Raw genomic sequence first — 26,513 nt, forward strand, 5'->3', positions numbered from 1 at the left:
TTAATCCTTTCTGATTAAAATGCCTTTTCAAGAATTGCAAGGATATCTTCTTTTGTGATGTTCTGACGTGGGTTGAATCCAAGCACAGGCTCTTTTAACACATCATCTGCCAGCATATCGAAGTCTTCTTTTTTTATTCCCTGCTCTTCCAGAGTCTTGATTCCAAGTTCTGTTGTCAGACGCTTCAATTCTTTTGCAAGAAGCAGTTTGTCCTCATCCAGATTACCTGTTACCGGAAGTTTAATTGCTTTTGCAAGATCAACCATTTTTTCCGGGCAGCTGCCTGCATTGTATTCCATAACATAAGGAAGTACGGTTGCATTGGCCATTCCATGAGCCAGTCCGAAATGTGCACTCAGTGTATGTGCAATACCGTGAACCAGTCCGAGATTGGCATTGGAGAATCCGAACCCTGTAATGATACATCCCAGCATCATCTGTTCTCTGGCATCCATATCCGAACCATCTTTTACAACTTTCGGAAGGTTCTTATGTAAGATTTCCAGTCCTTTTAATGAGTTGTATTCTGTTAATGGTGTTGCCATATTGGAAATGTAGCTTTCCACTGCATGTGTGATTGCATCCATTCCGGTTGCAGCAGTTACGCCTGCCGGTACTGTCTTTGTGAAATCTGGATCTGCAATAACGTCAGATGCCACGATCTTGTTGTCAATGACTACATATTTGATTACTTTCTCTGTATCGATCAGTGCACTTACATTTGTGATCTCGCTGGATGTACCTGCTGTTGTCGGGATAGCAATCAGTGGAAGGCATGCATTTTTTACCATTCCTATTCCGCCGTATTCACCAATCTTTCCTGGGTTTGTCATCAGAACATTGATTGCTTTTGCAAGGTCAATACTGCTTCCGCCACCGGCTGCTACGAATCCGTCCACCTGTGCTTCCTTTGCAATTGCTGCTGCTTCTTCTACCACTTCATTGGTCGGGTTTGGAATGACTCCATCAAACACAACTGCTTTTACTCCGGCTTTCTTTACCTGCTCCATCACACGTTCTGCAATTCCCGCTGCCTTTACTCCTCGGTCATACACAACCATGATATTTTTCAATCCATATCCTGCAATAATCTCCGGAAGTTTCTCTACTGCACCTCTTCCGAATGTAATATTGCTTTTTACGAAAAAGTTAAAACTCATTTTCTTCCTCCTACACTGCCTGGTCTGCTGCGATCAGTTCTTTCATTTTCTTAACAGCTTCTTCCGGCATCGGCTGATATACACCTGCAACCTTTGCATAGTATGTTGTCTGAGCCATCTCTTCTGTATAAATTGTTGCTGCCATTGCTGCTTTCATATCTTTCCCACAGCAGAACATTCCGTGATTTTTGATCAGGACTGCTCTTCCTTCTTCTCCAAGAGCCTCAACTACTTTATCCGCAACATCGTTACTTCCCGGCATCGTAAATGGAACAATTCCTACCGGAACGAATTCTGCCTGCGGTGGTGTAATTGGAAGTAATTCTCCGCTCATTGCTGCGATTGTTGCAAACATTCCGTGTGTGTGTACCGTTGCTTTTACATCTTTTCTTGCTCTCATAACTGCTGTATGCATTGGGACTTCTGAAGATGGTTTGAATGGTCCATCAAGCCATTTTCCATTCATATCTACGATGGCAATCTGATCTGCTGTCATCCCTTTATAAGAGATTCCGCTTGGTGTGATCGCAACTACATCTTCCTTATCATCTCTCATGGCAATATTTCCTGATGTTCCATGGATCAGCCCCATATCTACTGCATCTAAAATAGCATCTAAAACAATTTTTCTGGTATTTTCGTATTTCATCTTTAAGACCTCCTGTTTTTTATAACTTTATCTTAATCTCATTCCTCCGCCTTCTCAAATTGGATATTTCCTCTTTAAAACGGCAATGCTTTTTGATAAAATATACTCAGAAAAATATACGAAAGGACGGTTATCATGGACAAGCTTAATCTATCTCTGCGCCAACGGAAACTTCTCCACATGATGCAGGAACAGACTACTTATATCACCGGAAATGAACTTGCAAAGCAATTAGGTGTTTCACCACGAACGATCCGCAGTGATATCGTAGAAATCAATCAAAACATCTTACCCTATCACGCAAAGATTCTTTCCGCGCGCAGCAAAGGATACCTTTATACCGCAGAAAACCCCGAAATCATCCAACAGCTAAATCAAATTGACACTGCATTCTTTACCAAAGAAGATCGCATCCGTTATCTTGCTTTCCGGCTGTGTCTGACCGATGAACATCTAAATCTCTTTGATCTGGAAGATGAAATGTTCATAAGCCACACAACACTGGAACACGATCTGCATAGTCTCAAAATGAAATATGTATTGTCGGAACCCTATATAAAATTAGAACAGAAGCGAAACTTTCTTACATTCGAAGAAAATGAACAAAAACGTCGCTCTGTTCTGAACCGGTTATTTCATGAAGACTGGAATTATAATCACAACTGGAACACGTATTACGGATATACATTTCTGAATAAAGACGTGCTGGATTACATTATGGATGAAGTACCCTTACATCTGGATAAATACGGAATATCTATGGAAGACCCAAGCCTTGTCTCTTTGAATCTTGCTGCTGCTATCATGTATCACCGAGTATTATCCGGCCATCAGCTGCCACCGGCTTCACCTGTACTCCGGCCTGATACTCCGGCCAGCCTGGCTTCCGACAGTCTGGCAGATGCCCTGGAAGGACAGTTCCATTGCTCTTTCAGCCGCGAAGAACGGGATGATCTTTATCAGCGGATTGCCTCCGGACATCTTCCTGATGTATCCGACATTACACCATTGAATATCTCACAGCATTTTGGTCCGGTTACCATCCAGCTAGCGAAAGCTTACATAGACAGAATTCAGGATGTATTCCATCTGGATTTTTCTGAAGATGAGGATTTCTATATCACGCTTTTATCCTACATCCAGTTCATCCAGGCTCCTACACACATTCTCAATACACAGGGAAATCAGGATCTTGAAAAACGAATCCTGAATGTAGAATTCGAGATTGCATACCTGTTTCAGGATCTCGCCCAGCAATACCTTGGATATTACCTGAATCAGAATGAACTGCTCTATCTGGCTCACTGCATCTCAGGTGCTGTGGAATTCCTGTTTGAGATACATCCTGAGACCAAGATGAAAACGGTCATCTTCTGCCACATGAATATGCCGGCTGCCTGGGCACTTAAGCGGAAAATTCTGGGAGCTTTTGATAAATACTTGAATGTAACGGCACTTTTGCCTGTGAATGATAAGAATATTTATGATTTTCAAAATACAGATCTTATCTTATCAACCGTCCGTAAATCAATTACTAATTTTCCCGGTATTGATACCATACAGATCAGCCCATTTCTCGCACCGGATGACTATCTGCTTCTGTCAGAATACATCAACGAGCAGCGTATCGAACATTTATGCGCCGCATCTGATATAACACTCGGTCATTTGCTGGAGCATGCATTCTGGCATGAAAAAGAATCATTCACCGACAGATTCACCATTATTGAGACAATGGCTGAAGATTTTTTACAGAATAACCTGACCGATACGTCTTATCTGTCTGATATTTTAAGATGGGAATCTATCGCCACTAATGCGACTGGTCCCGGGATTCTGTTCTTGCATTCTCTGATTCCCGCAAAGGAAACACGATTATCAATCACAACACTGGATCACCGGATCATGTGGAATTCCTATAAGATCCGTATCATTATTATGGGAGCTTTCCGTCCGGATGATGCGACTCTGGTGTTCCGGCTTCTGCATATTTTTTATAATGACAAGCTTGACATTGACACTCTGCGGATGCTAAAGACTAAAAAGGAAATTATTGATTTCTTTAAAGCATATGAGTAATGCAGAGGATTTGCTGCCGTCAGTTCCTTTTACATACTTTGGTATCTGCAAAACCTGCCACTCGCAGTTTCTTTCGGACGAATGTCAGCTTACAAAAAGGGTGCCGCACATTTTTATCTGTGCGGCACCCTTTTCCATCGCCATTATTTTATAAAATCAAATCCCTGAAATCTACATTCTCCCGTATATTTCTTCACTTCTTCCTCGCCATCTAACACACGTTCTGCGCCGGATGCCATTGCTTCCATTTCAAATTCCCCAGGATATGCACTTATCGGCGCAATCCATTCGCAATACCCTTTAAGCTTCGCAACCAAATCTTCATTGTAGACCATTCCACCTCCCAACAGAATACCGTCTACACTTCCTTCCAGCACGACTGCCATAGAACCGATGCATTTTGCGATCTGATAGATCATGGTATCCCAGAGTAATCCGGCATATTTATCTCCATCTGCTGCACATTTTGTCAGTTCCAGTGCATCTGAAATTCCCATATGATTGACAAATCCTCCATTTTTCGTGCATAACTGTTTCACAGTCTTAATCTCTTTGTCTTCACAATACTTCAACACATCTGCCACTGCAACACTTCCACATCTGGTAGGTGCCATCGGTCCTTCTCCACCGACAATGTCAAATCCGTCAATCATTTTCCCTTTCTGATGCGCCGATACCGAGATACCTCCTCCGATATGGCAGACTACAAAGTTACACTCTTCATATTTCTTTCCCATATTTCTGGCATGACGGATAGCTGTCTCTTTTAAATTCAATGCGTGAAGATGTACATTTCTATATACACCTTTGATGCCGGTCATACGCGCCAAATCCTGCAGTTCATCTACATCCGGCGGATTGACAACATATGCTTTTGCACCATACTGCTCTGCAAATTCTCTTGCAATACTTGGTCCCAGACATGCCGGATGTACTACTCCGTTTTTAGCATGAATCGAATGTTCCAAAACAAGATCATCGATTTCATAAGTTCCGCCGTCCATTGCAAGCAGACCGCCTCCACGACCAACGCAGGCATCCAGACCTTCCAGGTCTATATGATTTTCTTTCAAAAGACTTTCTATTGTTGCTTTTCTGTAAGCCAGCTGATCCTCCAGTGTTTTATATTCTTCCAACACCTTTGAATCATGGCTGACATTTGCTGAGTAGACCTTCTTTTCTCCATCAAACACTGCGATCTTTGTTGATGTAGAACCGGGATTTACAGTAAATACTTTATATGTCTTCATCTGATATCATCCCTTATTTTTTATATTTCTCTTCTTCTTTTTTTGCAAATCCTGGTTTTGCCAGTGTCGCAAATCCAATCAGACCGATAAACATTAATACAGCACCGCAGATATATGGTATCTTATAGCTTCCTGTCATTCCGTAAAATGCTGCGAAGAATGCAGGTCCAACTGCTCCGACTACCTGAATCATTGGCTGGATAATACCATATCCATTTGCGAAGCTGTCTCCAAACTCTTCAATACAGAGTGATGCCGGCCAGTTTGCTGCACCACCTACAACCATACCAATACATACCAATGAAATCCATACACATACCGTATTACCTGTAAGGTTCAGAAGCATTGCAAGAATACCGAATACATATGAAGTATATGCTGCTTTTCTTGCTCCGATCTTAGAATCAATCACACCACATAAGTAAGAGCCTGGCAGAGCAAGAAGACCAGATGCAAGCATCATCATTCCTGCCATTCCTGGATCAAATCCAATCTCCAGAAGTCTTGGGAATAACTGAACCATCAGTCCACTGGCGAACAACAACTGAACACCAAGTGTAAGACCATGAATCCATACCTGTGGAGTAGACAGAAGTTTCTGTGTTGTCCAGATGCTTTCTTTATTAATTCCTTTTTCTTCCTCCGCTTCTGCTTCTGCTCCGTTATCCGGATTGAATCCTTTGTCAGCCGGATCATCCGCAAGGAATACAACGAGTACAATCAACGCTACAACCAATACTGCAATAAATGGAAGAAATCCACCTAAAGATCCCATTGCTGCATATCCTGCCTGGTACATCATTGTTGCAAATCCTGAGCAGAGCGGAATACCCATTGTTACAATTCCCATGATAATTCCTTTTCTCTTAGGAAACCATTTTGAAATCATAACTGGTGCCAGCTGATATCCAAGCGCACTGGAAATACCATTTGCAATGATCAGGCAGAATGCAAATGCCCAGAGATTAGTTGTCACTCCCATTCCGACTACAACTGCAATCCAGATCACACTACACATGATACTCAGCTTTTTCGCTGAAGCTTTTGTTGATAACTTACCAAAAACAAATCCTGCAACTACATTTGCAATAGATCCTAATGAAATAAAGCTTGTTAATAATGCTGCATTCCATCCTCTTAATTCAGACAACGTTCCTGACGCTGCGTTCATTGCACTACCTACTGCAGTTGCTGTAAAATATGCAAGGAATGCATAAAGAATCAATGCCCATCCTTTTCCATATCCTTTTTTCACTTTCGTTTCCATACTATTTTTTTCCTTTCTGTATGTTCTGCATGAATAATTTCTCAGATTCAAACCGCGATTTTCTTTCTTGTATTAAGAATATAAAATTTCGAATTTTTCCTCAAACATTCTATTTCCTCATGTATATGGAAATTTTTAATTGAATTGACATATAATTATCATTTTTTCTCATTTTCGTAACATTTGTTACAGATTTTCTCTGACAAAAGCGATATACTTTAATCACAACATAAGTTGTACAGCAACAATCAACAAACAATTAATTTTTATAAAAGGAGATTTTAACTATGAAAAAATATGTATGTGAACCATGTGGCTATGAATATGATCCGGCTGTAGGAGACCCGGATAACGGAATCGCACCGGGCACAGCCTTTGAAGATCTTCCAGATGACTGGGTATGTCCAATCTGCGGATTAGGAAAAGAAGTATTTGTTGCAGAAGATTAATTACTCTTCCGACTGCAGTCTTTCATAATCCGTGATCTCGATTACCTTACGGCCTACAAGACGGATGATACCTTCATCCTGTAAAGTAAGCAGCATACGCGACAGAGATGGTCTTGTAGTATTCAGATATACTGCCAGATCTTCCCTGTTCATATGCAAACGGACCCGATAGTCCGGATTACAGTTTTCCAACAGGTACGCCGCTACACGCTGACGTAAGTTTCCACTGGTAAGAACCTCTATCTGACGGTTACATTTCTCTGCTTTTTCCGCAAAAAGCTGAAGCATATTGAAGACAACCTTACTGTGATGTACACAGTTTCTTTCGCATCTTCCGCCAAAGAAATTCTGTGAAACCTCCAGAACCGACACTTCACTTTTTGCTTTTGCATAACCGGAGTAAGCAGACTGGCGCAGAAACATTTCTACTTCGCCAAACTCCTCACCCACCGTAACGTAACTGCTCCGGGTAATCTTACCATTCAGGTTGATACTGCCAAGCTCAACCATTCCTTCCAATATGAAATATAATTTTAACGGCACATCACCCTGACGGAAAATATAGGTATCTTTCGGATATTTCTTTACTACAGCCTGTGAACAGACAAGACTTTTTTCCAGTTCTTCTTCTGTCAGGTTCTGAAATATCTGTAACTGTTGTAACTTCATAATCCAATCCTTTTCTCTGCTGATAAACATTTTCTACGATTCATTATAGACTATGCGGGACGAGGATTCAATGTGTACCAAAGACAGGAGGTTTCTCTATGAATATTACATTTGACGATAACTTAATTACAGGCAACAAGACCATCGATTCCCAGCATCAGGAACTGATCGACCGTATCCGGCAGTTCGTTGCAGCATGCGAATCCGGTGACAGTAAGATCAAAGCGATCAAAATGTTAGATTACCTTGATGAATATACAAATTTTCATTTTCAGGAAGAAGAGGAACTTCAGAAAAAGGTATCTTATCCGGAGATTTCCAGTCACCATGCAAAGCATGAAGAATTCAAAACATCTATTCAGGAATTATACGATTATCTGAATGAAAATGAAGGGCCTGATGATCAGTTTATCGAACAGGTAAAGCGCAATGTTGTAGACTGGCTGTTCCAACATATCAAGACTTTTGACCGGTCTGTAGCGGAATATATTCATTTGAAAGATAATTCCAATCGATTATAGTGATTCATAAAAATGCACAAAACGGACATGTTCTCATAACAATGTCCGTTTTTGTGATATACTTAATTTATTATATTTACAAAGGATTGGGTACTTATGAATCAGAAACTTACCAAATACGCCTGGTTACTGCCATTTTTCTCCGGCATCTGCTGGGGTGCTGCCGGAATCTTTGTCCGTACACTGGAACACGATGGGCTCGACAACTTTTCCATCATTAGTTTCCGGATGTTGCTTGCAGCTCTGATCACTGGCATATGGATTCTATTCTATAACCGACATTTATTTTATGTACATCGGCGTGACTTCTGGCTTTTTATCGGAAGCGGCATGATCGGCATGACCGCCCTCAGTGTCTTTTATAATATTTCCGTTACGAAAGGATCTCTTGCACTTTCTGCCGTGTTACTTGCCATGTCTCCGGTCTTTGTTCTGTTCCTGGCTGCTGTCTTCTTTCATGAACCAGTAACCAGACACAAACTGACCTGTGTAACACTCGCATTCATTGGCTGTGTACTGGTAAGCGGAGTACTGGAAAGCAATGGACTTTCCTGGAGCATAACAGGAATTCTCTGCGGAATTCTGGCAAGCTTTTTCTATGCTGTATATGGAATCATAAGCAAAAAAGTCACACAAAAAGGATATCATTTCCTGACGATTACTTTTTACGGCACACTCTTTTCCGGCATGACAATGCTGCCTTTCAGTAATATACACTCTTTAAGCAGTATGATTGTCTCAGGGCAAAGGACCACCTTTTTTATACTGATTATTCATGCGCTGGTATCATCCGTCCTGCCTTATGCACTATATTCTTTATCCATGCGCTATATGGAGGCCGGCAAGGCATCGATTCTCGCTTCCAGCGAGCCTGCCGCCGCCATGTTATTCGGAGCGGTACTCTATGCCGAAACACCAGGTATTCTTTCCATCTGTGGACTTTGTTTTACAATTACTGCTGTAATATTATTAAATTATGAAAGGAATTGAACATATGGTACACCTGAACGACAATGCTATTGCCTATATGAATAAACGCGGATTCCGCAACATCATACTTTCCATCGAAACAATCACCAGTTGATGTGCCCCTCCGCGTCTGGAGATATCGGTAGGATTTACCGATAAAGAAAAAGAGGACATGCTCGCACAGGGGTATGTCTGCGAGACCAGTCCTCTTGGAAATGTCTATTATCTGCCTGATGGGGTTGTTGTAGACGGGGATATCAGCATCAATTATATGGAATATCCCTGGATTACATGCTTTGAGGTAAGCGGTCTGGCTGTTTCACGTTCCTGAGACAGCCAGGCTATGTATTACTCTTTTGCTTCCTCCATTTTTTGTATTTCTTGTTCTGATTGTTTTATCTGTTCATCCAACTGTCCTATCTGCCTATTGCTTTCTTTTATCTGTTCATCCAGTTGTCTTATTTGCTTATCACTTTCTTTTATTTGTTTATTCCGTTGTCTTATCTGTTCATCCAGTTGTCTTGACTGCTCATCTTTCTGTTTTATCTGCTCATCTAGTTGTTTTATCTGCTCATCTTTCTCTTCTATCTGCCTCCGCATATCTTCAATCATGAATTCTACTGTATTTCGATCTAATTCTAACAATTCTTCCGAAAACGTCTACATCACCTCTTTCAACTGACTAGTTATTTTTATAAGTATCTAAAACAATTCTTTTGACATTTTTCATGCTATTTTTTATCCAATAGCTGCTGTAATCGTTGTATTTCTTTCCTCATTTCTAACATCTCCTCATCCTTCTGACTCAACTGCTCTCTCTGGCAGTCTATCTCCTTCTGCATATCATCAATCATCAGCTTTACTGTATTCCTGTCTAACTCCAGCAATTCTTTCGAAAACATCTGCATCACCTCTTCGATATTCCGGCAGACATCATAAGCCTGTTCATACATTTCTTTAAAATCCGGATATTTCTCTATAATATCTATAATCGTCTCCGGATCATCCATGCAGAAAAATGCAAGCCATGCTTCCAGCCGGTTTTCTATTTTTACACTTCTATTTTCATTTTGCTGATTCTTTTTGAATATGTCAAGAGGTATGAACAGATATTCTTGTAATAAATTTATATTTACTCCTGTATCAGATTTTTGCATAAAACGATGGATATAATTATTGGAAAATTTCTGGAATTCTGTTGGACTTTTTTCAAATAACACGATCGTATACACCTGCTTGATATCTCTGTAAGAGAATCGTTTTCCTTTGATTCCTCTCACTCTCTTATACTGCCGAAGCAACAGATCTGCTGAGTAACAGGCACTTCTTTCTCCCGGAAAATAGTATCCGATTTTCTGAATTTCCAGGTTCGCAATACTTCCATCTTCCAGTTGTACTACCATATCTGTAATAAGAAGCGTAGATTCATCTGCTAATCTTGTTCCGTCATTTGGTAATACGTCTACAATTCTCACTCTTTGTCCGAGAAGTAACGTGAGTAATTCATTTACTCTCTCCGGTGTATTCTCCGGATTCAGAATTTCTTTTATCATGAAATCATACATGATTTTTATACCTTTCACTCCGGTACAAAAATCCAGAAATTCATTTTGATTTTCCTCTGTCCACTCATAAAATAAATTTTTTAATCTGCTTTTACTTTCAATCTCATTCAACACCTCCTCCCTTGTCCGAATCATCGGGAAATACTGTTGAAGTTTGTTTGTCATAGGCACGTCCTCCTAAATAGATTATAAAATTTTCGTGTTCTCTCAAGTCGGAAATATGTTTCAGACATTTTTAGGTGTGAAACGGTCGAAACTTGATGCCTTTTGGCCTAGAAATACTTAAGAGTTTGTAGAAGTCACTCTTTGAAGTGCATTCAGAATAGCATATTGTTCATATGATTACAAGATTCATTTGTATAAATTTAAAAGTTAATATCTCATCAAATCTGCAGGCTTCTCTACAAGCAGTCTTTCTTGTACGCTTTGTCCTATAAAACATGTGGCAGAATTATCTTCCGCCGCATGTTTATACGTATATTTATTATAATCCGGAATTACTCAGATTTTCCTTTATACCTGCGCCACCACCGGCTTAAATCCCTCCATTCCGACAACCATCACCGGTGCTCCTGCCGGGATCTCCGTTCCTTTCTCAGATCCCTGTACTCTTACTTTCATATGATGTCCACACAGATATCCTTTTCCCTTCCAGTTGATTCTGGTATCTGCCGTTCCAATCTCCCATAAAAGTCTGGTCTCTCTTCTGCTCTGCAAAAGATTCATAAATCCTCTCAGTACCATATTCAGCAGACATGCTATCAATACACAGCAGAGGATTCCTGCATATCCCTTCACCGGGAAGCTCGGAGCAAAACATAATGCCGAGATAAAAAGTACCAGCCCGCTGTTTGCAACGTAACATCCCTGCCCCCAGTCTCTTCCGACTGCATAGAATAAAGCTTTGCCCGTGTATTTCTCCCAGAAGCTCAATCCGATTCCATAGACAGCTAATCCGATTCCGATATTCCGGTGTATAACTGCCGGGATTTTATTCAGGCCAAGCGCATCATTCCACAACCATAAAAATGCGTTCGGATCTCTTGCGATAAGATAAGAAATGCACACACATACAATCGGTATACATCCCAGTGCCAGCATCCACAGAAACATATTGGAATCAAACACTTTATGATAGATCTTATCCATTGCTTCACCTGCTTCCTGCGGATCGCCCATCTGGCGGACTGCTTCTTCCTCTGCTTCAACTTCCGTCATCCCTGATTCCATTAATGCGGCTTTGCAGTCTTCTATATGCGCTTCATATTCATTTACAATCTCTTTTCTTACAGACGAATCGGTAATCTTCTTCCCAAGTTCTTTCAGATATTCTCTTTCCTTCATATCTAACACCGTCCTTTTCTGCCACCTTCACTGCCTTACCTGTGCTATACGGAATACTGGATCATGCTCGTAACTGCATTGGCATAAGCATTCCATTCTTCGATCATTTTCTCCAGATATTTCTTCCCGTTAGGTGTGATCCGGTAATACTTTCTGAGTTTCCCGTTCGCCTCCTGGTTATAATTTTCCAAATATCCGGACTGTACCATGCTGTGAAGCAGCGGATACAATGTTCCTACCTTTAATTCGAATACATTGTCCGATCTCTTTGAGAGTGTATCGATCATTTCATATCCGTACATATCCTTTTCTGAGATCAATTTGAGAATTAACATTGCGGTATTTCCTGAGACCATATTTTTGTTTACTTTCATAGTGATTGCTCCTTTCTTATATTTACTTTCATTATATATCGGCTTTCGATAGTTGAGTGTAAAAAAATTTGCTTTCTTCTTGGTTTTATTATATATCGCATCTCGATATATGTCAATATACAAGAATAAAAAGAACCGGAAATGCAAACCTGCATTCCCAGTCCCTTTACCTTCTTCTTTCCTACAACAGCTCCGCAAACAATCGCAGGAACAACTGTCCCAGCCGCAGAGTCGCGCTCCGGCCGGACTTATACTTCTCCGTCACTTCCCTGCACTGTTCCAATGTCTGCTCCATATCCCGCCGGATATCCAGCACCGCATCACAATCTGCCATAAAACACCCATTTTCAAAATGATGATAAAGGCTCCGGTAATCCAGATTGATCGTGCCGCAAGTCGCCATGCAATCATCTGCCACGCTCATCTTCGCATGACAGAACCCCGGCGTCCACTCATAGATCCTTACACCATCCTGTACCAGATTGTGATAGAACGATCTGGTGATACTGTAGATCAGCTTCTTATCCGGGATTCCCGGCGTGATGATCCGCACATCCACGCCACGCCTGGCCGCCAGCGAAAGTGCATGTGTCATCTCATCTGTGATGATCAGATAAGGTGTCATGAACCAGCAATATCTGTCCGCTTTGTTGACGATACTGATATAGACATCCTCTCCAACCTGGATTCCGTCTAACGGGCAGTCCGCATACGGCTGGATATATCCCGTCTGCTTTGCCTGATACGGATGCTGTACCAGATATTTTTTCTGTGCCTCTATATCCAGAACATCCACATCGGCCGGAGTCTTCCCGGATGCTTCCCACATTTCCAAAAATGCTGCCGTAAGCGAAACCACCGCATCTCCTTCCAGCCGGATTCCCGTATCCTTCCATTCCCCGTATGGATGTGTATAATTAAAATACTCATTTGCCAGGTTATAACCGCCTGTGTACCCAACCTTTCCGTCAATCACCGTAATCTTTCTGTGGTCACGGTTATTCAGGAACATATTCAGTCCCGGAAGCAGCGGATTGAATACCCGGCAGGCAATTCCTTTCGCTTCCAGTTTTCTCGCAAAGCTCAGATTTACGAATCCGATCGAGCCCATGTCATCATAGAACACCCGGACCTCTACTCCTGCTTTCACCCGTTCTTCCAGCACCGTCTGTATCCTGCTCCATGCATATTCATCCTCAATTGCATGATACTCCATGAAAATGAATTGCTCCGCCTTTGCAAGATCCGTAAGCTGCGCCTCCAGTCCTTTGACCGCTTCGTCAAAATAAGTCACATCTGTATTCTGATATACCGGATAGCACGCATTTCTTTCTATATAATTAGAAACATTTCCCGCCTTCGGATCTGACACATTCAGACGTTCCAGCACTTCCTTATTTTCCGGCAAAAGTGGCAGAAGCTTCTCATCAATCCTTTTGTAACGCATCCGCATCTTCCGGGTTCCACCGTTCATACCGATCATAAAATAAAGTGCTACTCCAAGGATCGGAAATGTCAGGATCAGGATGATCCACGGTGTCTTCATCGAGGAAGTCTCATTTCTTCCATATATTTTCAGAACCAGTATGACGGCAAATATTCTGGTCAGATTGTCTATGAATACCGCGTATTCATTCAGTCCCTTAAATATCCCAATCAGGAACACTACTTCCAGTAATATCGAAAGCACTGTGAACGCCAGCCGCTTCACACCATTCTGTGTCTTTTTCTTTCCTTCCAGTGTATGACTGCTCATCTTCTCACTCTTTTCTTCTATCGTAAATTATGATTATACTAACACGAACATGTTCCCGTCACAAGCTTTATCCGGTATTTTGTAAAATCCTCTCCGGAAATAATTTGCATAATTCTTTCCTTTCCACCTTTGCTTTCCCTAGTGATTTCCATTTTATCCCCCATAAAGCCCCTATTTTCAGGCACAAAAAAAATCACCGTCCCCAGAGCTCTAAGCCTCTAAAAACAGTGATTTGGTAGTGCGCGATCAGGGGTTCGAACCCTGGACACCCTGATTAAGAGTCAGGTGCTCTACCAACTGAGCTAATCGCGCATTTTCAATTTTCTGTGTCACGCTTTCCGTAACGACAAGATTAATTATATAATAAGGTTTTTAAAAATGCAAGTACTTTTTTTACTTTTTTTCATATTTTTTTATTTTTCTCATATATTGATATGGGGGTTGAATTTATGAGCCATATTATCCATTATGTTACAACCAATTTCAAAAAAATCTTTCATACTGTCTGCACAGAGATTATCTCCTGCATTCAAGGCACAGCTCTGCATTTTGTCCTGGTCGCTGCCTTTCTCGGAACACTGAATCATTTCCTGTATTTTTTATCCGGGCAGTCTCCAATCATTGCACTTTTCTGCCCGGTTAATGAATCCGTGTGGGAACATTTGAAACTTTTATATTTTCCTTTTTTATTTGTAAGCATATGGGAATATCTGTCTCTGCATCCGGTTGTTTTACCGTTCTTTTACTGTCGGTATCTGGGTGTGCTTCTCGGAATGTTTTTTACTGTTTCTGTTTTTTACACATATTCCGGGATTCTCGGCCGGAATTTCCTGATCTTAGACATCCTGCTTTTTTATTCCAGTGTAATATTTTCATTTGGAATGTCTGAATATATTTCCGGCAAGACCCGTTCTCCTCACGAGACAGAACCTGGCTTTGTAGTCTCACTCTGGTTGATAACATCATTTTTCTTCTTTGTATTTACATGTTTTCCGCCAGATCTTCCGTTATTCTATTCAGCATAAGTACAACAACCATCAACACATTTCCCTACATATATAATTAATTATTCACACCATGATGTGCAACATAGCTGTTAAGATCCAATGCTTTGAACACATATCCCTGTGACTGATAATATTCTATAATTTTCGGCAGCGCTTCCACAGTTGTATCTTTTGTCTCGGAATCATGTGACAGCAGGATGATATTATTGTCATGGAAACTGGTTGCCTGATCCACAAGCTGTTCCGTTGTTCTCACGGCCCCGTCTCCCGAACTTCCATTCCAGTCATAATATTGATATCCTCTTGCCTGAACCTCCTGCGTAAGCGTTGTCATAATTCCCTTCGTGTAACTTGCAGATATGGTATTCGAAGATCCTCCCGGAAATCTGATAAAACACGGAACATAGCCGATCTCTTCTTTTACAAGCTGTCCAATCTGGTCAAGATCCTGAAAATATGCATCAACAGATGCATACACCTTTGCGTAATCATGAGAATATGTATGCATTCCGATCGTATGTCCCTTATCATAAGCCTTTTTGATCATATCTTTATATTCCGGCATGGCTCCTGTAACAAAAAACGTTGCTTTCGCATTGTATTTATCCAAAATGTCCAGCACCGCCTGCGTATTCTTAGACGGTCCGTCATCCAACGTCAGATAGACAACTTTTTCATCCGATTGTTCTGTTGTACCCACTTTTCTTCCTGGTTGAACTGCAAATTCACTTCTGTCATCTGCCTGATCTTTTTGGCCTTGATTTTCTTTATTGGATGCATCAGTTTCATTCTCATTGATCGTAAGTTTTTTTGCAGTTGCTTTTTTCTTTGATACTGCCTTTTTACTTTCCGTCTCGGCCGTTGTCATCGTTTTACCGGCATTCTTTTTTATAACATGCCCGCCGATTCCCACACCTATGATCACTGCTGCTATGCAGACTGCTGCAATCAGAATCTTTCTCTGTGCACGATCTTTTCGTCTTCTATTTTTTAACTTTTTCCTGCTCATACTTTTTTCCTCTTTAATTTTCAACTTTATTCTCACTTTTAAGTAATTGCTTTTTCTTTTTTACTATCATACCGCTTTTTTCCTTTTTATCAAGCCTTTTCTCGAGACTTTTTCACTACAATGTAGTATTGTAATAAATAGATTATCACTTACAAATGTCGAAAGGAGTTTTTAATATGAATGAAAATGAAAATAAAGTCTGTCCTGTCAGCTGCAAAATCGAACATCACGCCATGATGTTCGCACACGGTGATGAACTGACTACAATGACCAATCAGGCATACGGTGAATGGAAACCAGATTACGCCGGACAAATGGACTTCGGAACACTTCGCACCGAACCGACACTTCAGACTTACATTGCCAAATGTGCCTGGTGTGAAGCATGGAAAAAGCATAATATTACCGAATATGGGAAATATTATTGCGTCAATGTAGATACATTTGGACAGGAATATCTGGATGTACTGAACGGGCTTTATCCGGTTGAATAGTTTTTACTTTTCATATAAGAAAACTATGAAATCTATTTACATCCTGTTTTCCTGTGCTAAAATGATAGATAAACACCCGATTCTATGAGGAGGTATCTATATTTTGAATACACTAACAACTGAACATACACCTGACAATATCATTGCCAGCTGGCTCGACGATCATCAGGAAAAACTGGTGAATACCGCTGATTACATTTTCCATCACCCGGAACTTGCATATCAGGAGACACTTTCTTCCAAATGCCTGGCAGATTATCTGGAAAGCCAGGGATTTAAAATAACATGGAAAACAGCCGGTATCGACACCGCATTTACTGCAGTCTGGGGAGGTGGAAAACCAATCCTCGGATTTCTGGCCGAGTACGATGCTCTGGCAGGTGTCGGACACGCCTGCGGGCACAACCTGCTTGGAACAGCCGTTGCCGCAGCGGCATGTGCATTAAAAGCCGATATGGACGCAACCGGTGCAGCCGGAACGATCTGCGTCTATGGCTGCCCGGCCGAAGAGATCATGTCCGGCAAGATCGTGATGAACGATCAGGGAGTCTTTGATGACCTCGATGTTGCTATTACCTGGCATCCATTCGACCGCAACCGTGTCAGCAACGATATCTGGCAGGCACAGGACATTAAGAACTACACATTCCACGGACTTAGTTCCCATGCTGCCAAAGCACCGGAAAAAGGCCGCAGCGCCCTGGATGCCGCCGAACTCATGAATGTAGGCGTCAATTATCTCCGTGAACACGTACCGGGAGATGTCCGTATGCATTATGCCTACATTGATAACGGTCTTCCGGCAAATGTTGTTCCGGATATCGCAAAGACAAATTATTTCATCCGCTCCTACTTACGTTCCCGCACCGAAGATGCAAGTGAACGTGTAGACAACTGCGCCAGAGGTGCCGCTCTTATGACAGACACCACAGTCGATATCGAACTGGTCGCAAGCTGTAGTGAGATGAAAGTTAACCGGGTACTGACAGAATTATATTACGATGCTATGACCAGAGTTCCGACACCGGCTTATACACCGGAAGAGCTGGATTTTGCAAAGCAGATCACAGAAGAAGCCGGACTCATCAATGACGGGACACTATTCTCCGGCCTGGAACCGCTTGAAGATGAACCGGTTCCGATCGCTATCGGCACGGACGCTTCACAGGTCAGCCACACTGTCCCGTTGATCACCTTAAGTGCCGCTACGATGTGTAAAGGTACCCCGCTTCATCACTGGGCTGCTGCCAAACAGGCCGGTATGACTATCGGACAGAAAGGTATGTTCTACGTTGCGAGATGTATGGCAGAAGGGACAAAATTACTGATGGAAACTCCGGGAAGTATCGAAAAAGCATGGGAACTGCACAAGCTGACTCCTTAAAGCTCCTGTCATTGCATACTGTACACTTTATAAATATCTGCTCTAAAACATCTCATGACCAAACTAGGAGGAATTATTATGATCACAAAAAAATCGGAATTATCGGATGCGGCAATATGGGCGGTGCCATTCTCTATGGTGCACTCGAAAGCGGTGTCCTGGACAAAGAAAATGTCTATGTATACGACATCAAGCCGGCATGCGTGGTGCTGTAATCGAATGCATTAATGTAAGTACAGAAAAATCCCGTTCATTATAATCGTTGTCATTCTATGTCGATTCATGCATCGGAATTATCAGACAAAAGAGGAGTTATCCACAGTTTCCCGTGGATAACTCCTCTTTTGTTGGGGATAAGTGGAATTACTTTGCAAAATTTGTCGTTACATTTTCATCCTCTTTATCACCTTCAACCGTGTAAATTCTTCTCTTTCCTTCTCCTCCAGCGCATTACTGATCGTATGCACCAGATTCGTATACATCGGTATCGTAATATTCTTAAGCGCATTCGCCCGCTTCTGTGTCTTCTTGATATTTGCGGCCAGACGGTACGCCGAGTTCTCCACCTCAGCCAGCTTGATCGTAAGTTCCTTCACTTCCCGGAAAGCTTCTCTTGCAATATCCACCGACTCATGTGTCGTGCTGAACGAATACGTCAGATCATTCTGCTTCGCATCATACTTGATGTGCGGGATCTCCGTTCCCATGATGCTTCTGGTCTGCATCTTCAGCGAATCCTCGATTGGAACAGTAAATGCCAGTTCCTGGACTTTACTGATCCCGTGTTCGATATTGGCACGCTGCAAGCAGGCATATGCTTTTGTAAAGGTTGCATCGATCTCTTCCTGAATGTCTTTCGCCTCATCGATCAGTCCCATCAGCTCTTTCAGAAGAATATTCCGCTTTTTATCCATCAAGTCATACCCCTGACGTGCAAGCATCAGAGAATTCTTTGCAAGCATCAGATTTCCCTTGGTAGGAAATTCTCTCGGATCCATATGCATCCCTCCTACTCTTCTGTCTCCAATGTCTCTTTCGTATCCTTCCAATACTTCTCAACCAGCTTCGTATCAATACGGTCCAGTTCTTCCTTCGGCAGAAGTCCAAGCAGTTCCCAGCCAAGATCCAGCGTCTCCATCATCGTCCGGTTCTCCGCCGGTCCCTGGCCAATATAGCGTCTCTCGAATTCTTCACCGAACTTCAGATACTGTTTATCGATTGGTGACAATTCATCTTCTCCGATAACCGAAGCCAGATTTCTCGCCTCTCCAACCTTTGCATAGGCAGAGAATAACTGGTTCGCAAGATCCTGATGATCTTCCCTGGTATATCCTTTTCCGATGCCGTCCTTCATCAGTCGTGACAGCGATGGTAGGATACTGATCGGCGGATAGACTGCCTGCCCGTGCAGATTACGGTCCAGTACGATCTGTCCTTCTGTGATATATCCGGTAAGGTCAGGGATCGGATGTGTAATATCATCATTCGGCATGGTCAGGATCGGAAGCTGTGTTACGGAACCATTTGCCCCATCCACAATACCGGCACGTTCATAGATTGTTGCCAGTTCACTGTATAAATATCCCGGATATCCTTTTCTTGACGGAATCTCGCCACGGGAAGAAGACACTTCACGCATGGCTTCCGCAAAAGAAGTCATATCCGTCAGGATAACCAGAATGTGCATATTTTTCTCAAATGCCAGATATTCCGCTACCGTCAGCGCAACCTTCGGCGTGATCAGACGCTCCACCACTGGATCATTTGCCAGATTCAGGAACATACACACATGATCTGCCACACCGCTTTCCTCAAATGTCTTACGGAAGAATTCTGCCACGTCATGCTTGACTCCCATCGCACCGAATACAACCGCAAACTGTTCATCCGAATTGTCTCCAAGTGAAGCCTGCTTTACGATCTGTGCCGCGAGCTGGTCATGCGGCAATCCGTTTCCCGAGAATATCGGAAGCTTCTGCCCGCGGATCAGTGTCGTCAGACCGTCAATCGCCGAGATTCCGGTACGGATATAGTTTCGTGGATACTCCCGTCTGACAGGATTCAACGGAAGTCCGTTTACATCCCTTTTTTCTGCATCTGCAATCGGACCAAGTCCATCGATCGCTTCCCCGATTCCGTTAAATGTACGTCCCAGCATTTCCTCCGATACAGTAACTTCCATCGGATGTCCCGTAAGTCTTGTATGGGTATTATCCAGTGACATATTTTCTGTCCCTTCAAATACCTGGATCACAGCCTTGTCTTCATCCAGCTCTACGATACGCCCCATTTTCCTCGTATTATGATCTACAATAAATTCTACGATCTCATCGTAAAATGCATTTTCCACGCCTTCCAGCACGACGAGAGGGCCATTTATACTGCTCAGTCCAAGATATTCTATTGCCATCTTACGTCCCTCCCTTTACGCATTCTTCTCGATGACGCGGTTATAGAAGTCATCAATGTCTAATTTATACAGATCCAGTAACTGCAGGTTGTCATTCGGCACATCATACTTGATCGCAATGACCTTTTCAAATATACCTTCCGCCTTCAGTACCGACATCGGCATTCCCATTGCCACCAGTTTCCTGCTGGTCTTATACAGATACAGGATCACGTCCATCATCTTGAACTGCTTCTCCAGCGATACGCACGTATCATCCTTATGAAATGCATTCTGCTGCAGGAATCCCAGACGGATCACCTTTGCGATCTCCAGGATTAGTTTCTGATCATCCGGAAGCACATCCCCGCCGATCAGTTTTACAATCTCCATCAGACTGCTCTCCTGGTTCAGGATCGCCATCAGACGGTTCCGGTAATCAACAAATTTCGGCGACACATGATCCGAATACCAGCCGCTTAAGTCATTCAGATATTCACTGTAACTCGTCAGCCAGTGGATCGCAGGGAAATGTCTCGCATACGCCAGGGATTTATCCAGTCCCCAGAAGCAGCGCACGAAACGCTTCGTATTCTGCGTAACCGGCTCGGAGAAATCTCCCCCCTGCGGAGACACCGCTCCGATGATAGAGACAGATCCGGTTGCACCATTTAATGTCTGCATCATGCCGGCTCTTTCATAGAATGCCGACAGTCTCGATGCCAGATATGCCGGGAACCCTTCCTCCGCCGGCATCTCTTCCAGTCGTCCGGACAGCTCACGCAGTGCCTCTGCCCATCGGGATGTCGAATCCGCCATGATCGCCACATCATAACCCATGTCACGGTAATATTCCGCCAGTGTAAGTCCGGTATAAATGGATGCCTCGCGGGCAGCCACCGGCATGTTCGAGGTATTGGCGATCAGCGTCGTTCTGTCCATCAAAGGATTTCCTGATTTCGGATCGACCAGCTCCGAAAACTCTTCCAGAACCTGCGTCATCTCATTTCCACGCTCGCCACATCCAATATATATGATAATATCCGCATCCGACCATTTTGCGATCTGATGCTGGGTCATCGTCTTACCCGTTCCGAATCCTCCCGGGATCGCAGCCGTTCCACCTTTTGCAATCGGGAACATCGTATCCAGAATTCGCTGTCCTGTTACCAGCGGCACACTTGCCGGGAATCTCCGGCTCACCGGTCTCGGTACACGGATCGGCCAGTGCTGTGTCATCGAAAGTTCTCGTTTTTCTCCATTGAACAATTCAATCGTAACCAGCGTCTCATCAATCGTATATTCACCATCCGGAACCACAGATATAACAGTTCCTTCCACTCCCGGAGGAACCATACATTTGTGCACGATAGCCCGCGTCTCCGGCACTTCCGCAATGATCGTTCCACCCTGTACCATATCGCCTTCCGCCACTGTGATATGCGTCTCCCAGAGCTTCTGGCGGTCCAGTGCATCCACACTGACACCACGGGTGATAAATGCCCCGCCCTTGTCAGCAATCCGCTCCAGCGGTCTCTCAATACCGTCAAAGATATTATTCAGGATACCGGGTGCCAGCGTAACCGACACTGCCGCTCCCGTACCTTCCACAAGTTCTCCCGGATGCAGTCCGGAAGTCTCCTCATACACCTGTACCGTCGTCCGGTCCTTATCCAGGGAAATAACTTCGCCAACCAGCTTTTCCTCTCCCACATGGACCATTTCCGACATCTTAAAATCCGTCTTCCCTTTCAGGTAAATGACCGGGCCGTTGATGCCATATATCTTTTCTGTCTTTCCGCTACTCACCCTTTACACCTCCCCGGAACCGGAATTTCTGATATTCATTTTCCAGTGCCCCTTTGAATGCATAATCCACCAGAACATTCTTCTCAGGCACAACCGCACGCACACCGCCGATGAAATCCACTTTGCTGATCGTCAGCGTCATTCCCGTGCGCTCCTCCAGATATGTCTTCTTATCTACATCGGACGGATTGATATAAATCGTCATCGCCATCCCGGATGCAAACTGTGCTGCTTTCTCTATATAACGGATCAGAACCTCTTTATACTCTTCTGTTCTCATAAATGCCAGAAGCTTTAACTGTACTTCTTCGAACAGTTCTGTCTTAAGTTCTGTCTGTATCTTACCCATCTCACGTTTTAATTCAAGCTGCGCCTTTGACATCGCCATATTCAGCTGCTGTTTTGCAGTCACACTCTCCGCACGCACTCTCGTCTCCGACTGCCGTCTGGCTTCGATCTGGTGCTGCTCGAACACACTTCTCAGCGCATCCTCATGCTGCTTTATGATCGCATTCGCCTCCGCTCTTGCCTCTTCCATCGCTGCCGTGCGGATATGCGTGATCTTTTCTTCGTTTGTCAAATGTGCCACCTTCTTCCTGTCTATAATTTCAACCCTATCGCTTCATTTACATACGACGTGATAAAATCTTTCTTACGTCCGGTCCCGTGTCTGTCAGGAATCTCGATCAGAAGCGGCATTGTCCGCTCCAGCTTGATCTCGTCAATCAGGTCCGGGAATTCTCTTCCGAATTTCTCCGTCAACAGAATCACACCTACATCTTTATCCTCCATGGCATTCTCGATCGCACACCGGAGTTCTTCTCTTTCATGTACCACGATTCCGTCTACCCCTGCGAGACGCATTCCTGTCAGAGTATCGATATTATCACTGATCAGATACATCTTCATCTTACAATTTACCCAAGATCATGAAGGAGATGATTAGTCCGTACAGACACACACCTTCTGCAAGACCTACGAAGATCAGTGACTTACCAAGTGCACTGGAATCTTCACTAATTGCACCCAGAGCCGCACTTGCTGCACTTGCAACGGCGATACCACCGCCGACGCAGGAAAGACCGGTTGAAAGTGCTGCTGCCAGGTATCCGAATCCTGTTGCGTTCGACGCCGTATTGCCGGCTGCTTCCGCTGCCTGTACCGGATCTCCCGCAAAAAGCATGATCCCTGCGATCAGAACAGTGCTGAAGAAAAAGAATATATTTGTGCCGATAGCCCTCTTATAACGCTTCTTCGTCCTCTGTCCGATCAGAAAATATCCAAATGGAATTACAATACTCAGCAACAATGTTACAACGAATAATACTCTAACTGTCAGGCTCATATTTTTGTCCTCCTGTAAATATATCTTTGAATTTTATTACTTTCTGTCACTCTGACTGTGGAACGGCTTAAATTCCCGTCCGGTTCCTTTATAGAAACGGCTGAACATCTCATAGTATTCCAGACGCAGTACCTGGATACCGACGACCAGCCCTTCCAGTCCGCACACCAGCACATTTCCAAGCACGAACACGATCCAGTTCGTATGCCCCGCACTTGCGCCCGATAACATCAGCACAACCTCCATCATCGCCGCATGGCTGACGGCAAATGCACCGATACGCACATAAGAAATGGTATTGGAAAAATAACTCAGCATCGTCTCGAACAGTTCGAAGAACGCCTGCACGAAGAACATCACCTTTCCCTCTTCCATCTTCTTATGCTGCTTTGTCACCAGATTGCCCAACGGTTCCTTGAATACGAACAAGAGCACCGGAACCCCCAGGAAAATTACCATCATGATATTACCCGGAACCTTATGTCCCGTCATATAAAGCACGATCGTCAGCACCAGGAATCCATAGAACACCAGCCCTGCGATTCCGTTGTGGGAAAATAACATATTTTCCAGATCATGACTCTTAACTGCGTTGATCACGTTAAAGATCATCACCAGGATATTCAATCCCATACCAAATGCAATAGCTACCACGAATACCGTATTGAGCTGTCCGATAAACGGCAGGTTCGTCATCGCATCCACAGGTCTTAACCAGCGTGCCTGTATCACATCTTCAAATCCGAAGATACTTCCGAACATGAATCCAAAGAATGTTGAGAACAGTCCCGCAATGGATATGATCCCAGCCAGGTTGATCTTCTTGATCAGATACAAAAGCCCGCCGAATACAAACAGGCATAAGCCCTGGCCGACATCCCCGAACATCGCACCAAAGATAAATGTATACGTCAGTGCCACGAACATCGTCGGATCCATCTCATCATTTGCCGGAAGCCCGTACATCCGGATGAACATCTCGAATGGCTTGAAGAATCTTGGATTCTTAAGCTTCGTCGGCGGCTCTCCGAAGAATTTCTCCTTGTCTTCTTCTACAACAACGAATACCTTATCATCATTCTTCGATTCCGCCAGGAATTTGTTCACATCATCTTCGCCCATCCAGCCACACAGGATGTAATAATCTTCTTTATTATCTCCCTCTTCGATCCTTGCCGCCAGCTTACGTACATCAAAGTTTGTAGACAGTTCTTCCAGACGCCTTTTCGCACCACGGAGCTTTGCGGCATTCTTTGCCATCAGTTCACTGATCTGTTTTTTAATCCCAGCAATCTCTTTCTGTTTTTCTTCAATTTCTTTTTCAAGCTCTTCACAGGCCTGCGCCGGCGTTCCTATGTATTCGGATGGAATTGCAATCCTTTCAAAATGTAAGGAATTGAATACCGAATCCACCTTACTGGAATCCGCATTCGATACGAAATAACATCCATATACATAATTTTCATTCCTCGTACCTTCGATAAATACCGCATTCAGATCATCAAATAAATATTTTTCCAGACGTTTGTAATAATTCACATCTACCCGTCCGAACCGGACTTTCATATATTTATACTTTAATGATTTCTGCATATCCAATTCCAGTGTCCGGAACGGCTCCATGATCAGAAGCTTTTCTTTGTATTCATCTACCTGCTTCTTCGTTAACTCTTTCTTCTCCAGCAGATCCAGATAGTCATGATTGACATCCCGGATCAGGTTCAGCATATCCTCCTGATTCATCGATACATCGATCCTCTGGTCTTCATCCGCTAACAGTGCGCTGAACTGTTCTGCCTTCGCAAGCGGCTCTTTGTATGGATTGACTTCCACAAAAGGCTGCAGGTTGTCGGTCGTCTTAAGCTCCGCCGCCGCATTTTCAAGCTGCATCTCGTATTTGGACAGATACACCTCGCAGACACGGTCGATGTCATTCTTCGGTCCGCTGATGCTTAAGAACTTCATCTTAACAATCATTGATTCACACCTCCTAAGTATCCTAATGTCTCTCCCTTTGTCAAACCGTAACGGATACACTCAAGGGCTGTCGTTAGTTTATAGATTTCTTCTTCTTTCAGAAACAGATACGTATTGATGATTGCGATCGAATACGGATCATTTCTTTTATCGGTCAGGTAGAATTTCCGCAGACAGTCACGGTACATCTGTTCCAGTGTCTTATCTGCCTGCATATAATCATACTTTCCCGCATAGTACGTTTTTTCCACTTCGGTTTCGAACTGTTCCAGTGTCGGAGTCTCTACCAGGCTCTTGAACTCTTCCACACGAACCCGGTAATGAATCGGGATCGTCATCGAATAAATGTCCGGCGGGAGCATATGATAATACTTCTTCGCACGGTAGATCCACTGTAGATTCAGAAGGTCGATCTTCGTTCCGTAATCTTTTAAAAATATCTTCTGTTCATGTCCTTTCAGAACCCTTTTTCCCTTTTTCCACATGGTGGAAAAATAATATAGATCCAGTGCCAGATCATAATCAAAAAGCGTTCCCGCTCCGGAATCTTTAATTCTGGCAAGTGCATCATAATACTCCGTATCCCGTAAGTTATCCACAAGCTCATCAATATTTTTCGAAGTTATCAACCGGTCAATGGAAATCTGTGAATATCTGTCAAAAAACTCTTTCTTATATTCCAGGTCAAACGGCTTGTCATAATGATTGAACACAATTCTCAGACAATAATTGATCAGATCAATCTCATAACGTTTCCAGTATAATTTTAAGAATGTCTTCTGTTTCATTCCGGCAAAACGGAAGAGTCTCGAATAATCATCGAACAGAGACTGATACAGGATCTTCTCCACATTTCCCCTGTGATACAGCGAAATGTCCATCCGGTTCACATAAGGTGCATATGCCGTCTTGTCTTTCAGATATTCAATTGCTTCCGTTACTGTCCCAAGTCCGGCAATTGTGTCATAATCCTCCGCTGCCAAAAGCTTTGCCGACATTGCACGTACCTTTGTCGTAATCCCACTGTAAGCCATCACATTTCCCATA

General features: G+C 43.2%; 28 protein-coding genes and 1 tRNA gene. 9 read left to right on the forward strand and 20 right to left on the reverse strand.

Annotated features, from left to right (window positions below):
- Window positions 1–14 precede the first annotated feature (14 nt).
- Together GT508_RS01665 and GT508_RS01670 are read right to left on the reverse strand one after the other, a co-directional pair.
- Window positions 15–1,160 carry an iron-containing alcohol dehydrogenase family protein gene (locus GT508_RS01665; RefSeq protein ID WP_117597622.1) on the reverse strand — a complete coding sequence of 382 codons (1,146 nt, stop codon included), beginning with the start codon at window positions 1,158–1,160 and terminating at the stop codon, window positions 15–17.
- Between the two features lie 10 nt (window positions 1,161–1,170).
- Window positions 1,171–1,809 (reverse strand): class II aldolase/adducin family protein, encoded by a 639-nt coding sequence (locus GT508_RS01670; RefSeq protein WP_117597623.1) that lies wholly within the window; start codon window positions 1,807–1,809, stop codon window positions 1,171–1,173.
- 135 nt (window positions 1,810–1,944) lie between these two features.
- Here GT508_RS01670 and GT508_RS01675 point away from each other — a divergent pair, with 135 nt between their 5' ends.
- Window positions 1,945–3,888 carry a BglG family transcription antiterminator gene (locus tag GT508_RS01675; RefSeq protein WP_118309070.1) on the forward strand — a complete coding sequence of 648 codons (1,944 nt, stop codon included), beginning with the start codon at window positions 1,945–1,947 and terminating at the stop codon, window positions 3,886–3,888.
- Window positions 3,889–4,031: 143 nt separating this feature from the next.
- Here the strand turns inward: GT508_RS01675 and buk are convergent, their stop codons facing one another.
- Both buk and GT508_RS01685 read right to left on the reverse strand, forming a co-directional pair.
- Window positions 4,032–5,138: a butyrate kinase gene (gene buk, locus GT508_RS01680; RefSeq protein WP_117597625.1), complete on the reverse strand. Its 1,107-nt coding sequence runs from the start codon at window positions 5,136–5,138 to the stop codon at window positions 4,032–4,034.
- A gap of 13 nt (window positions 5,139–5,151) precedes the next feature.
- Window positions 5,152–6,405 (reverse strand): MFS transporter, encoded by a 1,254-nt coding sequence (locus GT508_RS01685; RefSeq protein WP_117597626.1) that lies wholly within the window; start codon window positions 6,403–6,405, stop codon window positions 5,152–5,154.
- 287 nt (window positions 6,406–6,692) lie between these two features.
- On the opposite strand from GT508_RS01685, the gene rd reads away from it, so the two are divergent.
- On the forward strand, window positions 6,693–6,854 hold the full coding sequence (gene rd / locus GT508_RS01690; RefSeq protein WP_055284336.1) for a rubredoxin: 162 nt from the start codon (window positions 6,693–6,695) through the stop codon (window positions 6,852–6,854).
- On the opposite strand, the gene GT508_RS01695 is transcribed toward rd, so the two are convergent.
- Entirely contained in the window at window positions 6,855–7,523 is a 669-nt protein-coding gene (locus tag GT508_RS01695) for a Crp/Fnr family transcriptional regulator (protein WP_117597676.1), read from the reverse strand.
- A 98-nt stretch (window positions 7,524–7,621) separates the two neighbouring features.
- Here GT508_RS01695 and GT508_RS01700 point away from each other — a divergent pair, with 98 nt between their 5' ends.
- The 3 genes from GT508_RS01700 (at window position 7,622) to GT508_RS01710 (ending at window position 9,344) form a co-directional block, all read left to right on the forward strand.
- Window positions 7,622–8,044 carry a bacteriohemerythrin gene (locus GT508_RS01700; protein ID WP_055284335.1) on the forward strand — a complete coding sequence of 141 codons (423 nt, stop codon included), beginning with the start codon at window positions 7,622–7,624 and terminating at the stop codon, window positions 8,042–8,044.
- Window positions 8,045–8,140: 96 nt separating this feature from the next.
- Window positions 8,141–9,034 carry a DMT family transporter gene (locus GT508_RS01705; RefSeq protein WP_161143438.1) on the forward strand — a complete coding sequence of 298 codons (894 nt, stop codon included), beginning with the start codon at window positions 8,141–8,143 and terminating at the stop codon, window positions 9,032–9,034.
- A gap of 151 nt (window positions 9,035–9,185) precedes the next feature.
- Window positions 9,186–9,344 (forward strand): hypothetical protein, encoded by a 159-nt coding sequence (locus GT508_RS01710; RefSeq protein ID WP_161143439.1) that lies wholly within the window; start codon window positions 9,186–9,188, stop codon window positions 9,342–9,344.
- A 17-nt stretch (window positions 9,345–9,361) separates the two neighbouring features.
- Here the strand turns inward: GT508_RS01710 and GT508_RS01715 are convergent, their stop codons facing one another.
- The 6 genes from GT508_RS01715 to GT508_RS01740 form a co-directional block, all read right to left on the reverse strand.
- Window positions 9,362–9,658: a hypothetical protein gene (locus tag GT508_RS01715; RefSeq protein WP_161143440.1), complete on the reverse strand. Its 297-nt coding sequence runs from the start codon at window positions 9,656–9,658 to the stop codon at window positions 9,362–9,364.
- A gap of 86 nt (window positions 9,659–9,744) precedes the next feature.
- The gene (locus tag GT508_RS01720) at window positions 9,745–10,743 is read right to left on the reverse strand and encodes a PD-(D/E)XK nuclease family transposase (RefSeq protein WP_055213899.1); all 999 of its coding nucleotides are present in this window, start codon (window positions 10,741–10,743) and stop codon (window positions 9,745–9,747) included.
- A gap of 348 nt (window positions 10,744–11,091) precedes the next feature.
- Window positions 11,092–11,922 carry an NfeD family protein gene (locus tag GT508_RS01725; protein ID WP_161143441.1) on the reverse strand — a complete coding sequence of 277 codons (831 nt, stop codon included), beginning with the start codon at window positions 11,920–11,922 and terminating at the stop codon, window positions 11,092–11,094.
- Window positions 11,923–11,966: 44 nt separating this feature from the next.
- Entirely contained in the window at window positions 11,967–12,296 is a 330-nt protein-coding gene (locus GT508_RS01730; RefSeq protein WP_161143442.1) for a PadR family transcriptional regulator, read from the reverse strand.
- A 181-nt stretch (window positions 12,297–12,477) separates the two neighbouring features.
- Window positions 12,478–14,052 (reverse strand): phospholipase D-like domain-containing protein, encoded by a 1,575-nt coding sequence (locus tag GT508_RS01735; protein ID WP_161143443.1) that lies wholly within the window; start codon window positions 14,050–14,052, stop codon window positions 12,478–12,480.
- 239 nt (window positions 14,053–14,291) lie between these two features.
- A tRNA-Lys gene (locus GT508_RS01740) sits at window positions 14,292–14,364 on the reverse strand.
- 137 nt (window positions 14,365–14,501) lie between these two features.
- On the opposite strand from GT508_RS01740, the gene GT508_RS15020 reads away from it, so the two are divergent.
- Window positions 14,502–15,077 (forward strand): DUF6512 family protein, encoded by a 576-nt coding sequence (locus GT508_RS15020; protein WP_242834662.1) that lies wholly within the window; start codon window positions 14,502–14,504, stop codon window positions 15,075–15,077.
- Between the two features lie 37 nt (window positions 15,078–15,114).
- Here GT508_RS15020 and GT508_RS01745 read toward each other — a convergent pair whose 3' ends face one another.
- The gene (locus tag GT508_RS01745; protein ID WP_028087826.1) at window positions 15,115–16,068 is read right to left on the reverse strand and encodes a polysaccharide deacetylase family protein; all 954 of its coding nucleotides are present in this window, start codon (window positions 16,066–16,068) and stop codon (window positions 15,115–15,117) included.
- A gap of 176 nt (window positions 16,069–16,244) precedes the next feature.
- Between GT508_RS01745 and GT508_RS01750 the strand changes: the two genes are divergently transcribed.
- The 3 genes from GT508_RS01750 to GT508_RS14570 all read left to right on the forward strand — a co-directional run bounded on the left by GT508_RS01750 (window position 16,245) and on the right by GT508_RS14570 (window position 18,161).
- The gene (locus GT508_RS01750; protein WP_243144044.1) at window positions 16,245–16,562 is read left to right on the forward strand and encodes an L-2-amino-thiazoline-4-carboxylic acid hydrolase; all 318 of its coding nucleotides are present in this window, start codon (window positions 16,245–16,247) and stop codon (window positions 16,560–16,562) included.
- A gap of 103 nt (window positions 16,563–16,665) precedes the next feature.
- Window positions 16,666–17,946 (forward strand): amidohydrolase, encoded by a 1,281-nt coding sequence (locus GT508_RS01755; RefSeq protein WP_161143445.1) that lies wholly within the window; start codon window positions 16,666–16,668, stop codon window positions 17,944–17,946.
- A gap of 116 nt (window positions 17,947–18,062) precedes the next feature.
- Window positions 18,063–18,161 (forward strand): hypothetical protein, encoded by a 99-nt coding sequence (locus GT508_RS14570; protein WP_243143235.1) that lies wholly within the window; start codon window positions 18,063–18,065, stop codon window positions 18,159–18,161.
- 168 nt (window positions 18,162–18,329) lie between these two features.
- On the opposite strand, the gene GT508_RS01765 is transcribed toward GT508_RS14570, so the two are convergent.
- The 8 genes from GT508_RS01765 to GT508_RS01800 are packed head-to-tail and all read right to left on the reverse strand — an operon-like array spanning window position 18,330 to window position 26,512.
- Window positions 18,330–18,944, reverse strand: coding sequence for a V-type ATP synthase subunit D (locus tag GT508_RS01765; RefSeq protein WP_022415198.1), 615 nt, complete (start codon window positions 18,942–18,944; stop codon window positions 18,330–18,332).
- 11 nt (window positions 18,945–18,955) lie between these two features.
- On the reverse strand, window positions 18,956–20,356 hold the full coding sequence (locus GT508_RS01770) for a V-type ATP synthase subunit B (RefSeq protein ID WP_055284327.1): 1,401 nt from the start codon (window positions 20,354–20,356) through the stop codon (window positions 18,956–18,958).
- 15 nt (window positions 20,357–20,371) lie between these two features.
- A complete protein-coding gene (locus GT508_RS01775; protein ID WP_055284326.1) occupies window positions 20,372–22,144 on the reverse strand; it encodes a V-type ATP synthase subunit A in 1,773 nt (590 codons plus the stop codon).
- The gene (locus tag GT508_RS01780; RefSeq protein ID WP_161143446.1) at window positions 22,137–22,724 is read right to left on the reverse strand and encodes a V-type ATP synthase subunit E; all 588 of its coding nucleotides are present in this window, start codon (window positions 22,722–22,724) and stop codon (window positions 22,137–22,139) included. The genes GT508_RS01775 and GT508_RS01780 overlap by 8 nt, the downstream gene beginning before the upstream one ends.
- Before the next feature lie 20 nt (window positions 22,725–22,744).
- Window positions 22,745–23,053 (reverse strand): V-type ATP synthase subunit F, encoded by a 309-nt coding sequence (locus GT508_RS01785; protein ID WP_022415202.1) that lies wholly within the window; start codon window positions 23,051–23,053, stop codon window positions 22,745–22,747.
- A 1-nt stretch (window position 23,054) separates the two neighbouring features.
- Window positions 23,055–23,489, reverse strand: a complete 435-nt coding sequence (locus GT508_RS01790) for an ATP synthase subunit C (RefSeq protein ID WP_055284325.1) — start codon at window positions 23,487–23,489, stop codon at window positions 23,055–23,057.
- A 36-nt stretch (window positions 23,490–23,525) separates the two neighbouring features.
- Window positions 23,526–25,466 (reverse strand): V-type ATP synthase subunit I, encoded by a 1,941-nt coding sequence (locus GT508_RS01795; RefSeq protein ID WP_161143447.1) that lies wholly within the window; start codon window positions 25,464–25,466, stop codon window positions 23,526–23,528.
- Window positions 25,463–26,512 (reverse strand): V0D/AC39 family V-type ATPase subunit, encoded by a 1,050-nt coding sequence (locus GT508_RS01800; protein ID WP_161143448.1) that lies wholly within the window; start codon window positions 26,510–26,512, stop codon window positions 25,463–25,465. Before GT508_RS01800 ends, GT508_RS01795 begins: the two co-directional genes overlap by 4 nt.
- Window position 26,513: the final 1 nt, after the last annotated feature.

It is taken from the genome of Dorea sp. BIOML-A1, from assembly GCF_009875615.1.
Lineage (GTDB): Bacteria > Bacillota > Clostridia > Lachnospirales > Lachnospiraceae > Dorea_A > Dorea_A amylophila.

What these genes read in the sequence shown, in the direction of transcription:
- GT508_RS01770 (WP_055284327.1), bottom strand. Translation starts at nt 20,356, where the DNA reads ATGGCAATAGAATATCTTGGACTGAGCAGTATAAATGGCCCTCTCGTC.
- GT508_RS01705 (WP_161143438.1), top strand. Translation starts at nt 8,141, where the DNA reads ATGAATCAGAAACTTACCAAATACGCCTGGTTACTGCCATTTTTCTCC.
- GT508_RS01670 (WP_117597623.1), bottom strand. Translation starts at nt 1,809, where the DNA reads ATGAAATACGAAAATACCAGAAAAATTGTTTTAGATGCTATTTTAGAT.
- GT508_RS01745 (WP_028087826.1), bottom strand. Translation starts at nt 16,068, where the DNA reads ATGAGCAGGAAAAAGTTAAAAAATAGAAGACGAAAAGATCGTGCACAG.
- GT508_RS01695 (WP_117597676.1), bottom strand. Translation starts at nt 7,523, where the DNA reads ATGAAGTTACAACAGTTACAGATATTTCAGAACCTGACAGAAGAAGAA.
- GT508_RS01800 (WP_161143448.1), bottom strand. Translation starts at nt 26,512, where the DNA reads ATGGGAAATGTGATGGCTTACAGTGGGATTACGACAAAGGTACGTGCA.
- GT508_RS15020 (WP_242834662.1), top strand. Translation starts at nt 14,502, where the DNA reads ATGAGCCATATTATCCATTATGTTACAACCAATTTCAAAAAAATCTTT.
- GT508_RS01790 (WP_055284325.1), bottom strand. Translation starts at nt 23,489, where the DNA reads ATGAGCCTGACAGTTAGAGTATTATTCGTTGTAACATTGTTGCTGAGT.
- GT508_RS01720 (WP_055213899.1), bottom strand. Translation starts at nt 10,743, where the DNA reads ATGACAAACAAACTTCAACAGTATTTCCCGATGATTCGGACAAGGGAG.
- GT508_RS01795 (WP_161143447.1), bottom strand. Translation starts at nt 25,466, where the DNA reads ATGATTGTTAAGATGAAGTTCTTAAGCATCAGCGGACCGAAGAATGAC.
- GT508_RS01665 (WP_117597622.1), bottom strand. Translation starts at nt 1,160, where the DNA reads ATGAGTTTTAACTTTTTCGTAAAAAGCAATATTACATTCGGAAGAGGT.
- GT508_RS01725 (WP_161143441.1), bottom strand. Translation starts at nt 11,922, where the DNA reads ATGAAGGAAAGAGAATATCTGAAAGAACTTGGGAAGAAGATTACCGAT.
- GT508_RS01710 (WP_161143439.1), top strand. Translation starts at nt 9,186, where the DNA reads ATGCTCGCACAGGGGTATGTCTGCGAGACCAGTCCTCTTGGAAATGTC.
- GT508_RS01700 (WP_055284335.1), top strand. Translation starts at nt 7,622, where the DNA reads ATGAATATTACATTTGACGATAACTTAATTACAGGCAACAAGACCATC.
- rd (WP_055284336.1), top strand. Translation starts at nt 6,693, where the DNA reads ATGAAAAAATATGTATGTGAACCATGTGGCTATGAATATGATCCGGCT.
- GT508_RS01685 (WP_117597626.1), bottom strand. Translation starts at nt 6,405, where the DNA reads ATGGAAACGAAAGTGAAAAAAGGATATGGAAAAGGATGGGCATTGATT.
- buk (WP_117597625.1), bottom strand. Translation starts at nt 5,138, where the DNA reads ATGAAGACATATAAAGTATTTACTGTAAATCCCGGTTCTACATCAACA.
- GT508_RS01785 (WP_022415202.1), bottom strand. Translation starts at nt 23,053, where the DNA reads ATGAAGATGTATCTGATCAGTGATAATATCGATACTCTGACAGGAATG.
- GT508_RS01750 (WP_243144044.1), top strand. Translation starts at nt 16,245, where the DNA reads ATGAATGAAAATGAAAATAAAGTCTGTCCTGTCAGCTGCAAAATCGAA.
- GT508_RS01675 (WP_118309070.1), top strand. Translation starts at nt 1,945, where the DNA reads ATGGACAAGCTTAATCTATCTCTGCGCCAACGGAAACTTCTCCACATG.
- GT508_RS14570 (WP_243143235.1), top strand. Translation starts at nt 18,063, where the DNA reads ATGGGCGGTGCCATTCTCTATGGTGCACTCGAAAGCGGTGTCCTGGAC.
- GT508_RS01765 (WP_022415198.1), bottom strand. Translation starts at nt 18,944, where the DNA reads ATGGATCCGAGAGAATTTCCTACCAAGGGAAATCTGATGCTTGCAAAG.
- GT508_RS01735 (WP_161143443.1), bottom strand. Translation starts at nt 14,052, where the DNA reads ATGAGCAGTCATACACTGGAAGGAAAGAAAAAGACACAGAATGGTGTG.
- GT508_RS01730 (WP_161143442.1), bottom strand. Translation starts at nt 12,296, where the DNA reads ATGAAAGTAAACAAAAATATGGTCTCAGGAAATACCGCAATGTTAATT.